At 60.0% G+C, this 16,003-nt stretch carries 15 protein-coding genes and 2 pseudogenes; 10 read left to right on the forward strand and 7 right to left on the reverse strand.

Translation table 11 applies throughout. The features are described from left to right. The 3 genes and pseudogenes from MJ601_RS19785 to MJ601_RS19800 form a co-directional block, all read left to right on the forward strand. Positions 1 to 409 (forward strand): annotated as a pseudogene (locus tag MJ601_RS19785) (strawberry notch C-terminal domain-containing protein); the annotation flags it as partial. Positions 410 to 417: 8 nt separating this feature from the next. After that, positions 418 to 1,481 (forward strand): annotated as a pseudogene (locus MJ601_RS22145) (DUF7146 domain-containing protein). Positions 1,482 to 1,792: 311 nt separating this feature from the next. Further along, positions 1,793 to 2,722 carry a DUF2493 domain-containing protein gene (locus tag MJ601_RS19800; protein WP_242129751.1) on the forward strand — a complete coding sequence of 310 codons (930 nt, stop codon included), beginning with the start codon at positions 1,793 to 1,795 and terminating at the stop codon, positions 2,720 to 2,722. 27 nt (positions 2,723 to 2,749) lie between these two features. On the opposite strand, the gene MJ601_RS19805 is transcribed toward MJ601_RS19800, so the two are convergent. Further along, the gene (locus tag MJ601_RS19805) at positions 2,750 to 3,031 is read right to left on the reverse strand and encodes a hypothetical protein (RefSeq protein ID WP_242129753.1); all 282 of its coding nucleotides are present in this window, start codon (positions 3,029 to 3,031) and stop codon (positions 2,750 to 2,752) included. Between the two features lie 96 nt (positions 3,032 to 3,127). On the opposite strand from MJ601_RS19805, the gene MJ601_RS19810 reads away from it, so the two are divergent. The 3 genes from MJ601_RS19810 to MJ601_RS19820 all read left to right on the forward strand — a co-directional run bounded on the left by MJ601_RS19810 (position 3,128) and on the right by MJ601_RS19820 (position 4,991). Continuing rightward, entirely contained in the window at positions 3,128 to 3,985 is an 858-nt protein-coding gene (locus MJ601_RS19810) for an HNH endonuclease (protein ID WP_242129755.1), read from the forward strand. A 308-nt stretch (positions 3,986 to 4,293) separates the two neighbouring features. Beyond that, on the forward strand, positions 4,294 to 4,614 hold the full coding sequence (locus MJ601_RS19815) for a DUF736 domain-containing protein (protein ID WP_242129757.1): 321 nt from the start codon (positions 4,294 to 4,296) through the stop codon (positions 4,612 to 4,614). Positions 4,615 to 4,682: 68 nt separating this feature from the next. Then, positions 4,683 to 4,991, forward strand: coding sequence for a hypothetical protein (locus MJ601_RS19820; protein ID WP_242129767.1), 309 nt, complete (start codon positions 4,683 to 4,685; stop codon positions 4,989 to 4,991). 48 nt (positions 4,992 to 5,039) lie between these two features. Here MJ601_RS19820 and MJ601_RS19825 read toward each other — a convergent pair whose 3' ends face one another. After that, on the reverse strand, positions 5,040 to 5,315 hold the full coding sequence (locus tag MJ601_RS19825) for an HU family DNA-binding protein (RefSeq protein WP_242129769.1): 276 nt from the start codon (positions 5,313 to 5,315) through the stop codon (positions 5,040 to 5,042). A gap of 417 nt (positions 5,316 to 5,732) precedes the next feature. Between MJ601_RS19825 and MJ601_RS19830 the strand changes: the two genes are divergently transcribed. Then, positions 5,733 to 5,900: a hypothetical protein gene (locus tag MJ601_RS19830; protein ID WP_242129770.1), complete on the forward strand. Its 168-nt coding sequence runs from the start codon at positions 5,733 to 5,735 to the stop codon at positions 5,898 to 5,900. Between the two features lie 264 nt (positions 5,901 to 6,164). Here MJ601_RS19830 and MJ601_RS19835 read toward each other — a convergent pair whose 3' ends face one another. From MJ601_RS19835 to MJ601_RS19855, 5 genes are read right to left on the reverse strand one after another with little or no spacing between them, the layout of a single operon-like run. Further along, the gene (locus tag MJ601_RS19835; protein WP_242129780.1) at positions 6,165 to 7,331 is read right to left on the reverse strand and encodes an acyl-CoA dehydrogenase family protein; all 1,167 of its coding nucleotides are present in this window, start codon (positions 7,329 to 7,331) and stop codon (positions 6,165 to 6,167) included. Between the two features lie 54 nt (positions 7,332 to 7,385). After that, positions 7,386 to 8,270 (reverse strand): SDR family oxidoreductase, encoded by an 885-nt coding sequence (locus tag MJ601_RS19840; protein ID WP_242129782.1) that lies wholly within the window; start codon positions 8,268 to 8,270, stop codon positions 7,386 to 7,388. A gap of 4 nt (positions 8,271 to 8,274) precedes the next feature. After that, a complete protein-coding gene (locus tag MJ601_RS19845) occupies positions 8,275 to 9,054 on the reverse strand; it encodes an enoyl-CoA hydratase/isomerase family protein (RefSeq protein WP_242129784.1) in 780 nt (259 codons plus the stop codon). Further along, positions 9,051 to 9,944, reverse strand: coding sequence for an acyl-CoA dehydrogenase family protein (locus tag MJ601_RS19850; protein WP_242129786.1), 894 nt, complete (start codon positions 9,942 to 9,944; stop codon positions 9,051 to 9,053). The genes MJ601_RS19845 and MJ601_RS19850 overlap by 4 nt, the downstream gene beginning before the upstream one ends. A 4-nt stretch (positions 9,945 to 9,948) precedes the next feature. Continuing rightward, complete coding sequence (locus MJ601_RS19855; RefSeq protein WP_242129796.1) at positions 9,949 to 11,100, reverse strand: acyl-CoA dehydrogenase family protein; 1,152 nt, start codon at positions 11,098 to 11,100, stop codon at positions 9,949 to 9,951. Between the two features lie 370 nt (positions 11,101 to 11,470). On the opposite strand from MJ601_RS19855, the gene MJ601_RS19860 reads away from it, so the two are divergent. The 3 genes from MJ601_RS19860 to MJ601_RS19870 are packed head-to-tail and all read left to right on the forward strand — an operon-like array spanning position 11,471 to position 15,979. Next, positions 11,471 to 12,880, forward strand: coding sequence for a phosphotransferase family protein (locus tag MJ601_RS19860; protein ID WP_242129798.1), 1,410 nt, complete (start codon positions 11,471 to 11,473; stop codon positions 12,878 to 12,880). 13 nt (positions 12,881 to 12,893) lie between these two features. After that, entirely contained in the window at positions 12,894 to 13,784 is an 891-nt protein-coding gene (locus MJ601_RS19865; protein WP_242129800.1) for a DUF7064 domain-containing protein, read from the forward strand. A 44-nt stretch (positions 13,785 to 13,828) separates the two neighbouring features. Next, positions 13,829 to 15,979, forward strand: coding sequence for a TonB-dependent receptor (locus tag MJ601_RS19870; protein ID WP_242129811.1), 2,151 nt, complete (start codon positions 13,829 to 13,831; stop codon positions 15,977 to 15,979). Positions 15,980 to 16,003 lie beyond the last annotated feature (24 nt).

Genomic DNA, 16,003 nt, shown 5'->3' on the forward strand with positions numbered 1-16,003 from the left:
GCTGCCCGATGAGTCGACGCGCGTCTATCGGCTCCAGAGCGACGAGGGCGAGCGTATCATTGGCCGCCGCGTGTCCCCGGCCTGGGCCGCGCGCGTCGCCAATGACGACGGCCCGGTGGGTCTCTCGGCCGCCGATGCCTATGCGGCGCTGATGTCGGGTGAATCCGTGCTGCATCTTGCCGAGGGCCAGACCCTGAAGCGGATGCGCGCCATGCACGATTGGCGCATCGAACTGGCCGGTTTCAATGATCTGGGTGTGGAACGGCTAAAATCGGTCGGGTTGATCTCCGAGATCGTCTCGTGGAAACTCCGTCTCTACGTGCCGACCGGGGCTGTCGGCGTCGATGTGCTGGACCGTCTGTTCGATCGCTACCCGATCGAGCGGCTCTCCAGCCGCAAGGCGGCATGAGGAGCCCCATGATGCCCACCACGATATCGACCAGCCCCGCAACCCAGATCGCCTCGGCCCTCGCCGACAATGCCGAGGCCGTCTGTCGCCGTTACCTGTCCAAGGGCCGCAAGGAAGGCGGATACTGGCTGGTGGGCGACGTCCACAACACGCCCGGGCGCAGCCTCTATATCCGTCTCTCCGCGTCCCCCGACGGACGCGGAGCAGCGGGTAAATGGACCGATGCGCAAAATGGCGATCATGGCGACCTGCTCGACATCATCGCTGCCGCCCGGAATTGCCGGACCATGCGCGAGACGCTCGTCGAGGCACGGCGCTTCCTTAGCCTGCCTATGCCGCCGCCAAGCGAGACAGGCCTGTCCGCCGCAGCAAAGCGCCGACCGGAACGCCGGAAGCTGCTCGGAAGCTATATGGCGCGTCGAAGCCGATCGCGGGCAGCCTGGTGCGCACCTATCTCGCCTCCCGGCACATCAGCAACCTCACCGGTTGCGAAGCGCTTCGCTTCCATCCCCATTGCTGGTATCGAGCGTCGGACGAGGATGACCCCGATGTCCGCCCCGCATGGCCGGCGATGATCGCGGCGGTGACCGATCTTGATGGCAGCGTCACCGCGGTCCACCGCACCTGGCTGGCGCTTGATGGCTCCGACAAGGCCCCCGTCGCCTATCCGCGCCGCGCCATGGGCTATCTTCTCGGCAACGGGGTCCGGTTCGGGCGTAATGGCCCCATGATGATGGCGGGCGAAGGCATCGAAACCATGCTGTCGCTGCGCCAGGCCATGCCGATCATGCCCGCGATCGCGGGGCTCTCGGCCGCCCATCTAGCTGTCATTCTGTTCCCGGCGGGTCTCCGGCGCCTCTATGTCGCGCGCGACAACGATCCGGCGGGCGCCGGGGCATTGAAGACCCTGACCGAGAGGGCGATCCCGGCGCGCATCGAGATCGTGCCGCTGGAACCGAGGCTGGGGGACTTTAACGATGACCTCGTTGCCTTCGGACGGGCGCGACCGGCGGCGGGCCTGCGCGCTCAGCTCAGGACGGCGGATGCCGGGCATTTTCTGACGCAGGGATAGTCGGCGGGCTGCGTGAGGCCTGGTCACGTGCGCTCGCCATCCATTCCGGTCTTGTCAGGGACGCCGCGCACTTGCGCCTTCGTCAGAGGGCGACTGCGGCAAACGGATCGGGACGCCAATGGCGCGCTCGCGGCTATTTTCCGCCGAACCTGCGGTTCTTTGCAGCGCGAGGCAAAATAGCCGCTTCCCGCCATCCTCCGCTCCGCTTCGGCCGTGCCCTTGCGGGCGCGGTTCTGTCCCGCTCCGCCCGCCGCCTCTCGTCGCCACGAAGGCCGCGAGAGGCGCGGCTGTCAGACGACGGAGATGTGAAGATGGCGAGCGATCATGACGACGAACGCGAGGTGCAGCCCGGCTCCACCGCCTATCTGCTTCAGGAAATGCAGCTCTTTGGCTACCGGCCGTTCGAGGATGAACCGGATCATCGGCCTCTGCCGGACGATCGCATTGCCCGCGGCGCGGTCGCCGAGATGTTCGACGCGCTGGTCTCCTGTCTGATCGACACGCGAATCGAACCCGACCTTGAAGATCTCGCCTGGGGCATCGTCAATGTCTTCCACCGTGCCGGCGAGCGGGTCGAACGCGAACTCGACGACAATGAGCGCGCGCAGAAGCGCATGCAGCGCGAACAGGACGGCAGCGAGGTGAAGTCAGTCGAACTCGAGCGCACGATCGTCGAGGGCATCTCCATGATCGAGCGCCGCGACACCATGGAGTATTTCCGCGACGCCGCCGCCGAGCAGTTCCGTATCCACATCCGCAAGCCCTGGCTTCCCCGCTCCGGGTCGATGGTCAATCACAAGGCGCTGACCTCGGCGGTGCTTGACAGCCGCAAGCATGTCGACCGGCGCGAATATCAGAGGCAACGGCTGCTCGATCCCGATGGCGTACGCATCGCCTTCACCGGCGGCGCCGACTGCAACGACCATCAGCGGATCTATGCCGTGCTGGACAAGGTTCACGCCCAGCTTCCCACCATGATCCTGATGCACGGCGGCACGCCGACCGGCGCCGAGCGCATCGCCGCCTGCTGGGCGCGCGATCGCAAGGTGCCGCAGGATCCCTACCTGCCCGACTGGAACCGCTTCAAGAAGGCCGCGCCGTTCAAGCGCAACGACGCCATGCTGGAGGCCTGCCCAAAGGGGGTGATCGTGTTTCCCGGCACTGGCATCCAGGACAATCTCGCCGACAAGGCCCGCAAGATGGGCATCCGCATCTGGGATTTCCGCAACCGGTCCGGCTGATCGGGCGGTGCGCCGGGCGTGCCCCTGTCAGTCCAGAGGTGCGTTGGACAGGCGCATATACTCGCTCTCAGTCACGAAAGTGGAGAACTGTTCTCCTCTGAGATCCTTCTCCATGCCGGTCGGGTAGGTCTCGATTCCGTGAAGAACCGTTCCGCCGACAATGACATGGCCATCATGGGTATAGTCCTGCAGGTCGATTCGGAACGTCAGGACGCCGCTCCGCCCATGATAGACGAAATGCTTGCCGAAATGCGGCAGCTCGGGCGCGAAGTTGCGCTGGATCAGCGGCTTGGGTTCGGGATCACTCACAGTGGCAGCATTTCATATCGACCACCTGTTTCAAGCGCGAATGAGCAAGCATGTCGACATCGGGCAATCTTAACGTCCCTATGACATGGTCGCTGCATGACCACGCTCGATGACATCCGGCCAGTCCGCAAAGGTTTCGTGCATGATCTCGTGCACGAAGCGGGACTCGACGTCGCGGACTGGTCGAACGGCAAGCGCGGCGCCGCCGGCGCGCGGACCAACCCCAAATATTGCTATGAATGGGTGTTCGTTGAACCCGGTCATGCGATCGTCCTGAATCTGTGGCATGTGCTGCTCGAAGAAGAGGACGGCCGTATCGTCCATCGCGGCAATTTCCGGCAGGATGCCGAGGTCCAGTTCGCGCGGGGCCGCGGCAATCCTTGGGGACGCCGTGCCCGCAAGCTGGACGAGGCGCTACAACTCGCGCTGCGCGACAAACTCGCGATACGGGTCATTCTCAATGCCGGAAACCGCCGGGATCGCGATGATCCGGAAGCCAAAGCCTCACAGGTTACGGAACGCCAACTCGACCCCGAACCTTGGACACTTGCCTCCTACGACACCGCAACCGGCGCGCATGTGCTTGCGCGGGGTTTAGCCCGTGCCTTCGTCGACCAGTTCGTCCTGTCAGAGCCGGCCGGGTCCGAGGAGGTAAGACGGCGTGAACAGGCAAGTCTAATCTATGTCCGCGATCCGCGCGTCCGCAGCGCCGCCCTGCTGCGCGCCGGGGGATGCTGTGAATATTGTGACGTGCCCGGCTTCGCCCGAGCGGACGGCGCGATCTACCTCGAGACCCACCATATCGTCCCTCTTCACGAGGGCGGCCCGGACACGGTGGCGAATGTCATCTGCCTCTGTCCCAGTCATCATCGGGAGGCACATTTCGGAGCCGATGCCGCCCGATTGCGCGAAGCATTCCAGAAGCACTTGGCTTCGATCACTTTGCCGGCCTGACGCGGCTGATCGGAAAACACGCTCTCCTCTCGCGGCAGGAGAAACGGGATCATCCGGACGACAAGCAGGCAGGCCAGCGCACCGGCTGGCTATCATTGCACGCGGAAAAGCGGTGGCCAGGACAGGCGGACCTTTCCGGCTGCCGGAGACCGACCCTCATTTATCGCCTGAATACGATCCTCGGCCTGCCTTGGGACGTCAACCCGCAAGGGGTTCCCTTCCGCTTGCGCTTCAGTGACGTCGGCAAACCGGGCTCTCCTTTGGGCGCCATCGGGGACGGTCCCCGAGCAACCGAAGGAGTTTTGATCATGGCCACTATCGCTAATCTCACCGTGAAGAACGACGGCAGCCTCGAAGGCACGCTGGCAACGCTCAACGTCACCGCGCCGATCGCGATCATCCCCAACGCCCGCAAGGCGAAGGAGAGCGAACCCGACTTCCGGATCATCAGCCGCAAGAACGGCTTCGAGCTGGGCGCCGGCTGGAACCGCTTCTCGCAGGCCACGGGCGCCGAATATGTCTCGGTGTCGCTGTCCGCCCCAGAGTTCGGGACTATCTACGGCAATGTCGCCAACGCGCCGGGTGACGACCCGATGAAGAAGGTCATCATCTGGAACCCGCCGGCCTAATCCGGCACCGGCCCCGCCTCCGGCGGGGCCGGTATCTTCTTCATCGGGTACGGAAAGGACGCACTTCCATGAGCCGCCACGCTGTTACCGTTCGGTCGTCTATGCGTACCGACGATAATGTCGTGATTGGTTGCGGCCCGCCGATGCGGACCTACTTCCTTCAGGCGTTCGAGGACGAAGAGCGCGACGAACCCGGCCTCTGGCTGGGCATCCACTTCGACGAATATCCCAGTCTCTCCGCGCTGATCGCGGCGGCCGGACGGCAAGGTTATACGATTGAAAATCTCGCCGAGCGCGACATCGCCGATATGGCGCATGAGGCGGCGCAGCCGTCGCGGCCATCGCTTGCGGAACGCGCAGGCTGGGCGACCCGCTGATAGGATGCTTGCCGGGACAGGCCCGCGCCTGTCCCGGTTTCGCCATGCTCAGCCGTTCAGCTTATCCTTCACCGCCTTTGCGGGCGCGAAGGTCAGCTTCTTCGACGCAGCGATCTGGATGGTCTCGCCATTGGCAGGATTGCGGCCTTCGCGCGCCGGGCTGTCCTTGACCTTGAACTTTCCGAAGCCATTCAGCGAGATTTCCTCGCCCTTTGCGGCTGCCTCGGCAATCGCGGTGAAGACGCCATCGACATATTTGCGGGCGTCCGCCTTGGTGATGCCGTTGCCGGCAGCAAGTGCGTCGGCCAGATCATTATTGTTCACACATATCTCCACTTCCTAAACTGTTCCGCTAAGGCTCGACTCATGATCGTCACCGACGGCTCAACCGTCTCTAGGCAACTGCCACGTCGCGGTCATCTTCTCTCTTGCATGCAGATCGGACGCAATCGGTCAAGGCGGCTCGTGGAAGGCACGTCCGCGGGGAGAGGTTCCAGCCGAACGACCAGCCGGCGGCGGCAACAGGATGGCGTGTCCGGGTACGAAAACCATCGCCGCTCTCAATAGGCGCTGATCCCTTGGCCGAAGTCCGGCCTCCTTCAATCAACCCGTTAAGGGTCCGCTACGCTTCGCGTGCAGCCGCTCCGGCCAGGTCCTGCGCGGTGATTGCGGCCAACCTTCGGCCGCCGGGGCACCTGTCGAGCGGGGATGGTCTCCGCTCCGAAGACAGGAGTTCAGCCCATGCCGCTCAGGACAGCCCAATCGCTCGCCTGGAACCTCGCGAAGACGCTGATGACGATTATCGTCATCGTGCGAACCGACACTGGCGATTACGCAGTGATGCCATGGGACGAGTTCGACGGCAATCCGGCGAATGTGGTGCGCGAATATGACCCGTTTCCATCCTGATCGGAGGATACGCCTGTATCTCAAGAGGGAAGCAGTTTCCTGTTTCGTTCGCCTGACCACAGCGCTAATCTAGCGCCGCATCATAGCGCTGTGGTGGTGGCGGGCTAGCCTCTGCTGGAACCTTTTTCTGCCACCACATTATCAAGCGCAGCAATGCCACGTTGGCAGCCATCCCATTGCATCTGTTGATAGCATCGATCCAAATGAAGAAAGTCGCCCTCCCAAATTTCATCCGGTTACTGCGCTTCAACCAGAAACAAGTCATCAGTATGATCTTGGCAAGCCGAGAACATGTTCGGAAATGTAGCTCAGTATCATATTGGTTGAGATCGGCGCAACCTGATAAAGCCGTGTTTCGCGGAACTTGCGTTCGATATCATACTCTTCCGCGAAACCAAAGCCGCCATGGGTCTGCACCGCAGCCTCAGCCGCCACCCAAGATGCATCGGCGGCCAGCATCTTGGCTATATTCGCCTGCTCACCACTAGCCTCCTCCGCCTCGAACATCTCGGCCGCTTTATGCACCATCAGCTCTGCGGCGCGCATCTGGGCATAGGCCTTCGCAATGGGGAACTGGACGCCCTGATTCTGACCGATCGCGCGTCCAAACAGGTGACGCTCATTCGCATAACGGCGCGACCGCTCTATGAACCATTTAGCGTCACCGATACACTCGGCTGCTATCAATATGCGTTCAGCATTCATGCCCGAAAGCACGTAGTGGAAACCTTTACCTTCCTCACCGATCAGGTTCTCCGCAGGTATTTCGACATTGTCGAAAAAGACTTCGGTAGTCGAGTGATTCATCATCGTGCGGATAGGGCTTATGGTAAGACACCCTGCTGCTCGCGCCACGTTCATGTCGAGCAGGAAGAGGGACAGGCCATCGATACCGCGTTTTACCTGTTCACGGGTCGTCGTGCGAGCCAAAAGCAGCATCAGATCGGAATGTTCGGCGCGGCTTGTCCAAATCTTTTGGCCATTGACAATATAGCACTCTCCGTTGCGAACAGCGGTCGTCTTGAGCGCGCCCGTATCTGTACCACTGGAAGGTTCGGTCACGCCGAACGCCTGCAGTCGCAGTTCACCACTTGCTAGCCTGGGCAGGTATTTTCGCTTTTGTTCTTCGTTTCCGTGCCGCAACAGCGCACTCATGATGTACATCTGTGCGTGGCAGGCGGAGCCGTTGCAGCCTGCGCGCTGAACCTCCTCGAGTATGGCGGCAGCGGCCGATAATGGCAGGCCCGAGCCACCATATTCCTCAGGGATCAGAGCAGCCAGATAACCCGCGCCGCTTAATGCGCCCACGAAATCGCGCGGATAGGCTCTATCCCGATCGATTTGCCGCCAATATTCGTCTGGAAACTGCTGGCAGAGCTTGATAATTTCCTCACGTATATCGGGATAATCACCGCCTTGTAATTGTGTCATTTGATGTTCCAAGGCAAACTCTCAAGTAAATGATGCAAGAACATGATAAATCTGTTAGATTATCGGCTTTCTTTTGCCCGGCACCCATTCTCGGACCGGTTCAAAGACCGGCATTCGCAAGGATCTTCGCAGCCAGTTAGCGCCATCGAGCACGAAAGTGTGACCTGAGCAAAATGCCGCGAAATCGGAGCACAGATAGGTCGCCGCCCAGCCGAGCTCGTGGACTTGGCCGACTCTCAGTGCAGGCTGACGGAGATCAAGATCGTCCTTGTCGGCATTGATGAGACGCAGGTGCTCCGCGCGATCTCGATGGGGAAAGAGACCAGGCGCGATGCAATTTACACGAATGTCGTACGGTGCCCATTCGACCGCCAGACTTTGGGTCAGGTTGGTTACCGCCGCTTTGGCTGCGGCCGAGGGCGAGGTACCCGGCCCCCCTGTCCACGCGTAGGTGGCACCAATGTTAAGGATCACACCACCACGGCCGTCGGCGATACGCCGGCGGGCGAATTCCGTAGAACACAGCCAAGTGCCATCAAGGACAATACCAGTCACCGCGCGCCACGCGTTCAGGCTCAAATCTTCCGAAGCGGCGGGGAGATTGCCGGCGGCGTTGTTCACCAGTTGAGTGACAGGGCCGAGAGCCGCCTCGATCTCGTCGAACGCGGCAGTTATGGCAAATGGGTCGCGCACGTCGAGCGCGATGCCGATCGCCCGGCCACCGGCTTCCTCAACCGCCGCGATGCCGCGCGCGCGCTTCTCCGCATCCCGACTGGCGATCGCGACCGCCCCGCCGAGCCGTCCGAATTCCGCCGAGATTGCCTTGCCTAGTCCGGAACCGCCGCCAGTAACGATCGCCACCTCATTGGCGAACAAACCTTCTGGCAACATTCTTAGACCCAGCGCAGGCGCACTCCGTGTGCCTTTCACTTCGCTCATGCTTTCACTTCCCTTTGTAGACCGGAGTGCGCTTTTCTCGAAGAGCGGCGCGCGCCTCGGCGTAATCTTCAGTTTTGAACAATGCGGTCTGGGCAAGCAGTTCTTGCGCAATACCGCTGCGGATGGCTCCCACCGTAGCGTGATCGATCAACGTTTTGGCCATGGCGAGCGCAATGGGCGGCTTACTGGCAATCGCCTGTGCTACTCCCAACGCGAAGGCGTCCAATTCCGCTGGCTCGACCACGAAATCGACCGCCCCCCAAGCGAGCGCCGTTCTGGCGTCGATGCGATCGCCGCTCATCACCATGTACTTGGTTCGTGCTGGGCCGATCAGCGTGGCGAGATACTGGGTGCCTCCAGTATCAGGAAGCAGACCGTAGCCGATCTCGGGGAGCGCGAGTTTCAGGTCGCTTGCAGCGATACGGATATCACAGGCCAGCGCCAGTTCACACCCGCCCCCAATCGCCGCCCCCCGCACCGCTGCGACGAACGGTTTCGGGCTATCGAGCACCTTGAGCCGTCCCTGTTGAGCGCGCCGGACGAATTGATAATCGCTTTCGTCAAGGGCGCGATGACCCAGAACACGGGTATCGCGGCCAGAGCAGAAGGATTTGCCGGCTCCACGCAGCAGGACAACGCGCACGGCTTCATCGTTTAGGGCCATGTCGAGCAGTTCCTGATAACGTGCGGCGGTCTCGTCATCCATTGCGTTGTGGCGCTCCGGCCGGTTGAGTGTAATGATGCCCACCGCGCGGTCCCGCTCCAAAAGGACGGTGTCGCTCACGCTGCTTCTCCCAACAGGATATCCATTGCCGGTGGAGCCAGAAAGCCGAGCATGTGCGCGCGCTTCAGGCACAAGTGCGGGGTGGCCGCATCGGTAATGCCTACGGCGCCATGGACCTGAATGTTGCCGCGCCCATTCTCGAGCGCGGCCTGGTCCGCGAGCCGCTTGGCCGCAGCGAGATGGAAGGCAACGCCAGAATCGCCCGCATCGAGCGCGCATGCCGCATAAAAGAGTTGCGAGCGTGCCATCGCGCAGCGAACCGCCATATCGGCGCACAGATGCTTGAGGGCCTGAAACCATCCGATCGGTCGTCCGAACTGTTCGCGGACCAGTGCGTATTCGGCCGCCATGTCGCGCGCGGCCTCGGCGCAGCCTACCGCGAAGGCTGCGCCGAGGAGTTGCAGGTGGAGCGCGGCCTGCGGATTGTCGATCGGCTCGAACGGGAGTGCCGGGTCGATCACGGCGAGCGGTGCCGACAAATCCAGCCCAGGCGTCGCTTCGATCCCGCCGGGAAGTGCGGCAATGACTGCGCGGGATTCAAACAGGCCGAGGGCCCGTTCGGACTGGTCGACATCGAGCGCGCGCATCTTGTTCCCATCCACAAAGAAGAGAGCAGTCTTGCGCCGATCGCCGGTCCAGCGCGCGGCGACCGCTGTAGAAAGCATCGATACGGGTGCGAGGGACTTGCCGAGTTCGGCGAACACCAGCACCTCACTGGCGTGATCGAACCCGACATCCTGGGTCGTCATGGCGAGCCAGCCCATAGCGTCCAATTCGCTCCACAGGCCGATGGGACGGGATCGCGCCTGCTCAAGCGGCAGGTTGTCGCGGCACCAGTCGATGGTCGCGTCGACCAAGGCCTTCTGGTCGGAAGAGGGAATCAGGTCCATACATTCACCTTGATTTAGGCAGGTTGAGTATGCGCTCGCCGATAATGTCGCGCTGAATCTGGCTCGATCCCCCGGCGATCGTTCCAGCGAATCCACGGAGGTAGTCGCTGACGAGCGTGTCATCGCCGTAGCGGAAGTCGAGGATGTCCTGCCCAGCCAGCAACACACCCAGCCGGTCTAGTCGCTGGCCCAGTTCGGCGGTGAACAGGCGGATCACCGAGGCCTCGGCGCCCGGCTGGCCGTTGCGTGCTACTTCGGAAACGTTGCGATAGGTCATCGCTCGGAGCGCGGCCACTTCGGCGCGAGACTGCGCGAGTTGATCGGCAATGCACTCGTCGCGGATCGCGCCTGATGCGCGCGCTTTGCTGACCAATGCTTCGACCTCCAGCCCGAGCTTCACCTGATCGGCGATGAATCCGGTACCGCGCTCGAAGTTGAGCGTCGACATCGCCACCTTCCAGCCGTTGCCGATACCGCCGACCGCGTTGGCGAGAGGGATGCGCACATCGTCATAGAATATCTGGGCGAATTCGAACTGACCGCTCATCTTGCGGATTGGATGGACCTCTATGCCGGGCGTATTCATGTCGCAGATCACCCAGGACAGACCGGCGTGGCGGCGTGAGCCGGCTTCAGTGCGCAAAATGAGCTCCTGCCAGTCGGCAACGTGGGCGAAGCTGGTCCATATCTTGCTGCCGTTGATGACCAGCATGTCACCGTCGATGCGCGCGGAAGTTCTGATCCCCGCCAAATCGGAGCCGGCATCCGGTTCGGAAAAGCCCTGGCACCAGATTGCTTCGCCTTTCAGGATGCGTGGCAGGTGATAGGCCTTCTGCTCGTCGCTGGCATTGAGGATCAAAGTCGGGCCGCCATGGTTGATGCCGACGAAATTGGCGCCGATCCACGGTGCCCCCGCGCGTGCATATTCCTCCAGCCAAATGACTTGTTCGATCAGCGACAAGCCACGGCCGCCATATGCGATGGGCCAGTTGATACCGGCCCAACCGGCATCAAAGAGACAGCGTTGCCAGGCCTTGTCGAAGGCGACAGCATCAGTCGCGTCCAGTGGTCGGCGTTCGGAGGGTATGTTGGCTGCCAACCAGTCGCGACACTCGGCACGGAAGCGCTTCTCTTCCGGCGAAGAAACGATGTTCATCGCGACCTGCCCTTAATCACAGGATAGCTCGCGCGGACGTTTCTCGTCGGTCGGTAGCGGTTGATCCCTATCCCGATGCGGCCATCGAGGTTCATTGCGCCTACTCCCAAGCCATCCTCCCTAGCTCAAGTATAAACATATTGCTGCTCTGGCAGACGAGGCCACGTAGAGCGGAACCAAGTCGAAACAGTACCGACCAGAGCGCAGCACCGCACGGCCGGCTTCCGCATTTATAGATCGAATCACCAAGCATTAAGCAGATGCTAAATTTAGACCTTGCTTAACTTTAGCACTCGCTTAATGTCCAGCCGATAAATTGATGGGGAGGTAAAAATTGAGTCGGCCGACAACAGGCGCAGCAGAATTCCAGGTGCCGGAACTCATCGCTTCCGTCCGACATGAGATCGAGATGCGGCAACGCGTGCTGGACGGCGCAGTTGGCGAACTGCGCTCGATCGCGGCAGGAACGATCAAGGATCATGCGGCGCGCGATGCGCTGGACAACGTAATACGATGCCTGGCCCTGGTCGCGGTTCAAGACGGCTGGAACGAAGCGGATACGAACGAATATGCCCAGCACGCGGGGTTGTCGGTCCCGGACACAAACGATCCCGGATGGACTGGCTTCCACAAGTTGCGATCAACCCGACCTGTCCAATTGACTGCACGATTGATGCAAGCGGAGGCCCACATGCTCGCCAAAATTGAAAGTCGCCGCGACGCGGTCGGGACCGCTCAGGGAAGGCAGCAGGCGACAGCTGCGACAGCAGATTCAATATCAAGCCAGCTGGCGCCCTATTTATACAATCGGTTCGGCCCGGGAATCGAACTCATAGCTTGCGAGGAAGTACCGGGCGGCCGATCGAAAGAAACCTATCTGCTGACGGTCAACGCAAACCCTGCGTTGCCGACACGAATGGTGCTGAGGCTCGATCGGAAACGAGCCTTCATCGCTTCTCAAGCTGCCGCCGAAGCCTCCGTAATCGTGGCGTTGGGAAAGCTTGGCGGAATGCCCGTACCGGACCTGTTGGCAGCTGAGGCGGACCCGAGCATCCTTGGTGGAACCTTCCTTATCACGACGCGGATGTCGGGTGTGAAGGCAGGGGAATATTTTCCCGAGCTTCATCCGCTGTTGCCCGATATCGTGCCCGCCGTGATCGAACTGGGCGCTGTCTTGGGACGTCTTCATTCGGCCGATCCTGAGCGTTTTGGAATCGTGCCTGGACGCGTGCGCGCCGCCGCCATAAGGGCGCGCATTGAGGAGATATATCTGAAGACACTCAAGGCGGGGCTGGTTGCCGTGGAGTTCGAAGCCGCATACCGGTGGCTTCTCGACCATGTTGAGGCGAGCGAAGGGCCCCTTTGTTTCGTCCATGGAGATCTTGGGCTCCACAATATTCTTGTAGGCAACGGCCGTCTCACCGCTTTGCTCGATTGGGAACTGTCCGGGCCAGGAGCAGCAGCGGAAGACCTCGGCTCACTGTCGCATGTTCTGGATTTCCTCAATATTCATGAAGAATTTAATTCATCTTACGTAGATGGAGGAGGGTCTTCAAGTTCATTAGAGTTAGAACATATGAATTTCTATAAGATTCTGCGTCAATTTAAGGTAATACAGGCTGGGGTAACGGCCAGGAACATGTACCTTTCCCGAGAAACCGAAGATTTCGTTCTTGCGAATGCCGGTTTCGATTTTGCGCTGCGGTGCCGAACTATCCTCGCTCAAACAATGGCCTCCATTTACAAGGAAGCGGGAGAGATCAATGATAACGAAATCTAGGCGGGCTGCCGCTGTGCTGGCGGACGACGAACATCATCCCTCAGAACCCGACGAATGGTGGAACATCGAGACGGTCTGGTTCGCCTTCACGATACCTGAACGAGCACTTAACTGTGTCATCTACCTCATCATTCGTCCGTCAATGGGAGTTTGCGCCCTTCAAATTAATATCTTCGACAACACTGGATTTGAGCCATGGCGTGCGCGTCACTTCAGATCATTATGGCATTTGCCGATCCCCCCTTCTCTGCAACATATCGACATGTCCGACGTGGGGTTCTGGCTCGATGTCGTAGAACCGCTCACCGAATATCACATCCGCTACCAGCACAATAATGCGAGCTTCGATATCACCTGGCGTGCGCTGGTTCATCCAACACTGGTGGACGGGAACCATATCGATCAGTTCGGCCGCGTCGTCGGATCGCTCATCCTTGATGAAGAACAGATATCCGTCGACTGCATCCAGATGCGTGATCGATCGTGGAAGCGGCGGTCCGATCTTGAGGGACGGCGAGGCGCCTACACATACGCCCTTCATTCCCGCGAGAACGGCCTTCTTATGACCAGCGGATATGCAGGAGACCGGTCCGTCGCCCCCCGGGGAGGCGGTTGGCTACTGCGCGACGGTCGCGCCAGCCCACTGGCAATAGGATCGCGGAGCGTAATTGAGCGCGGACCTGAGGGGCAGCCGCTGGACCTGGTACTTGAGGGTGAGGATCAGGACAGACGCCCCTTCCGCGCCGTTGGGCGATCGCTCTCCAGATCTATCATGCATACGAGCGGCAACATCCTTTCATGGGATAGCCTAGTGCAATGGGATCTGGACGGTTTGCAATGTTGGGGAGAGGACCAGGACGTACTTACCCCTGAAACATGGGGCGATTTTCCAATAAAATTATAATATATATTATTAATATCAATAATAACTATAAGATGGAGAGGATAATGTATAAATCAACTTTGCGATTCTGCATTGTCACGTTCGCAGCAACATCTGTCGCGCCATCGGGGCATGCACTTGCTCAAGTGAAAGCGGAAACTACAACTAGCGACATCATCGTCACCGCACGGAAGAAAGAGGAGCGTCTTCAAGACGTTCCGGTGGCGATTACCGCCTTTTCACAGGAAGAGCTGGCAGCGAAGAATGTTGGCGACGTCCGTGGAATCGCCAATACCACTCCGGGACTCGTGCTTGAGCAGAATCCACGCTCAAGCATGGCGGTCACGATCTCTCTGCGCGGCCAGACTGCCCGCGATGCCGTGATCACCAACGACCAGTCCATCGGATTGTATATCGACGACGTGTATCGCGCCCGGATCCAGGGTGCCGTTACTGGCCTGTTCGATGTCCAGCAGGTTCAGGTGTTGCGCGGAGTCCAGGGAACTCTGTTTGGCCGCAACAACACCGGCGGTGCGATCCTGATTTCCACCGTGGCGCCGAAGTACGAAATGGGTGCCAAGGTCGTTGGTTCGATCGGCAACTTTGATTCGACAAAGTTCGAAGGCGTGGTCAACGTGCCAGTGGTTGCCGACAAGATCGCTGTTCGGGTTTCCGCAATCAAGGTCAATCGCGACGGTGTTATTGACAACCTTGCCAACGGACCCGATGGAAATTCGCGCGATTATTTCGGGCTTCGGGCGCAAATCCGCCTGAACGCCACCGCCGACTGGGAAACGATCTATCGCTTTACCTACGGCGATGCGGATCAGGTGCCAAACACGGCGATACCGACGGGTCCGGGCTTCGGCAGTCAGCCGCCGTCTGGCTTTTACCAAGCGGTCGCGGGTGCGCCCGCCAGAGATCGCCTGAAAGCCTACACCCATTCCCTGACGACCACGGTCGATCTGGGCAGCGTAGCGCTCAAGAACATACTTGCTTACCACAAGCAGAACGTCTTCACGATCAGCGACAGCGATGGATATCAGACCGCCCTTCTCGACGCGACGCTGCTGGAAGACCAGAAGCAATATACGGGCGAACTCCAGCTGACGAGCGACATTCCCTCAAGTCCTTTCGGATGGATTCTGGGTGCCTATTACTTTCGCGAAAAGGGTCAGAGCAGTGCATATGTTCCTGCCATTCGTCGAGAGGGCCCTGGTTTCGCTCAGAACCGTGCCTTCGCGCTCTATGGCCATGTCGATTATGACGTCAGCGATCATCTGACGATAGGTGCAGGTCTGCGTCATACCAGCGAGCGGCGCGCGGTCCAGTCATCACTCGTCGTCGGCGGAATATGTCAGATCGCTGCGCGCATACGTCGCGCACCGGGAGTGTGTTTCGCTGATGGAGTTGCCAACTTCCGCTATTGGTCCTGGGAGGCGAATGCCGATTACAAGATCAACGATCACGTCCTGCTCTACGCCCGTGCCGGGCAGGGGCAGAAAGCCGGCGGTTTCAATAACATCACCAACGAAGCGCTTCTCAACCCTTTTCGGCCGGAGGAAGCAAAGGATATCGAAGGCGGCCTGAAGGCGGAATGGTTTGACAAAGTGTTGCGGACCAACATCGCGCTATATCGCACGGCATATAAGGACATCCAACGGACGCAGGTCGTTTCAGGTCCAGGTGGATCGCCCATTACACGTGTCGATAATGCGGCTAAGGCGACTATAAAAGGGATCGAGGCCGAGGTGGTTCTACATCCTGTCCCGGCCTTTACCTTGAGCGGAACGCTCGGATATACGGATGCGAAATATGATCGCTTCGTTTATGCCGGTACGGATGTATCCGCAAACAAGTTTTCGATGGTCCCCAAGTACACTTACTCATTATCGGCTGACTATGCTGATACGATTGGTAGCGCAGGCGAACTTAGTCTTCATGTGGACTGGTCGCATCGAAGCAGGATGGAATTGGTGGTCATCAACCGGTCAGGTCTCGTGCAAACGCCCATGGATCAACTGAGCGCCAGAATTTCCTTCACGCTGAACGGTACGCGCGGCGTGCGCATCTCCGCATTCGGCACCAACCTGACCAATCGGCACTATAACGTGTCAGCTGTTGAACTCCCATTCGGCTACAACGTGCTATACCGTGGCGAGCCTCGCGTGTTTGGGCTCGAGCTTGGTATCGGGATGGGTGGAGAAAAACCCTGACATTTCTCTCGCAGAAAATACAGG

The organism is Sphingobium trunci (genome assembly GCF_022664535.1).
Lineage (GTDB): Bacteria > Pseudomonadota > Alphaproteobacteria > Sphingomonadales > Sphingomonadaceae > Sphingobium.

What these genes read in the sequence shown, in the direction of transcription:
- MJ601_RS19800 (WP_242129751.1), top strand. Translation starts at nt 1,793, where the DNA reads ATGGCGAGCGATCATGACGACGAACGCGAGGTGCAGCCCGGCTCCACC.
- MJ601_RS19810 (WP_242129755.1), top strand. Translation starts at nt 3,128, where the DNA reads ATGACCACGCTCGATGACATCCGGCCAGTCCGCAAAGGTTTCGTGCAT.
- MJ601_RS19815 (WP_242129757.1), top strand. Translation starts at nt 4,294, where the DNA reads ATGGCCACTATCGCTAATCTCACCGTGAAGAACGACGGCAGCCTCGAA.
- MJ601_RS19820 (WP_242129767.1), top strand. Translation starts at nt 4,683, where the DNA reads ATGAGCCGCCACGCTGTTACCGTTCGGTCGTCTATGCGTACCGACGAT.
- MJ601_RS19830 (WP_242129770.1), top strand. Translation starts at nt 5,733, where the DNA reads ATGCCGCTCAGGACAGCCCAATCGCTCGCCTGGAACCTCGCGAAGACG.
- MJ601_RS19835 (WP_242129780.1), bottom strand. Translation starts at nt 7,331, where the DNA reads ATGACACAATTACAAGGCGGTGATTATCCCGATATACGTGAGGAAATT.
- MJ601_RS19840 (WP_242129782.1), bottom strand. Translation starts at nt 8,270, where the DNA reads ATGAGCGAAGTGAAAGGCACACGGAGTGCGCCTGCGCTGGGTCTAAGA.
- MJ601_RS19850 (WP_242129786.1), bottom strand. Translation starts at nt 9,944, where the DNA reads ATGGACCTGATTCCCTCTTCCGACCAGAAGGCCTTGGTCGACGCGACC.
- MJ601_RS19855 (WP_242129796.1), bottom strand. Translation starts at nt 11,100, where the DNA reads ATGAACATCGTTTCTTCGCCGGAAGAGAAGCGCTTCCGTGCCGAGTGT.
- MJ601_RS19870 (WP_242129811.1), top strand. Translation starts at nt 13,829, where the DNA reads ATGTATAAATCAACTTTGCGATTCTGCATTGTCACGTTCGCAGCAACA.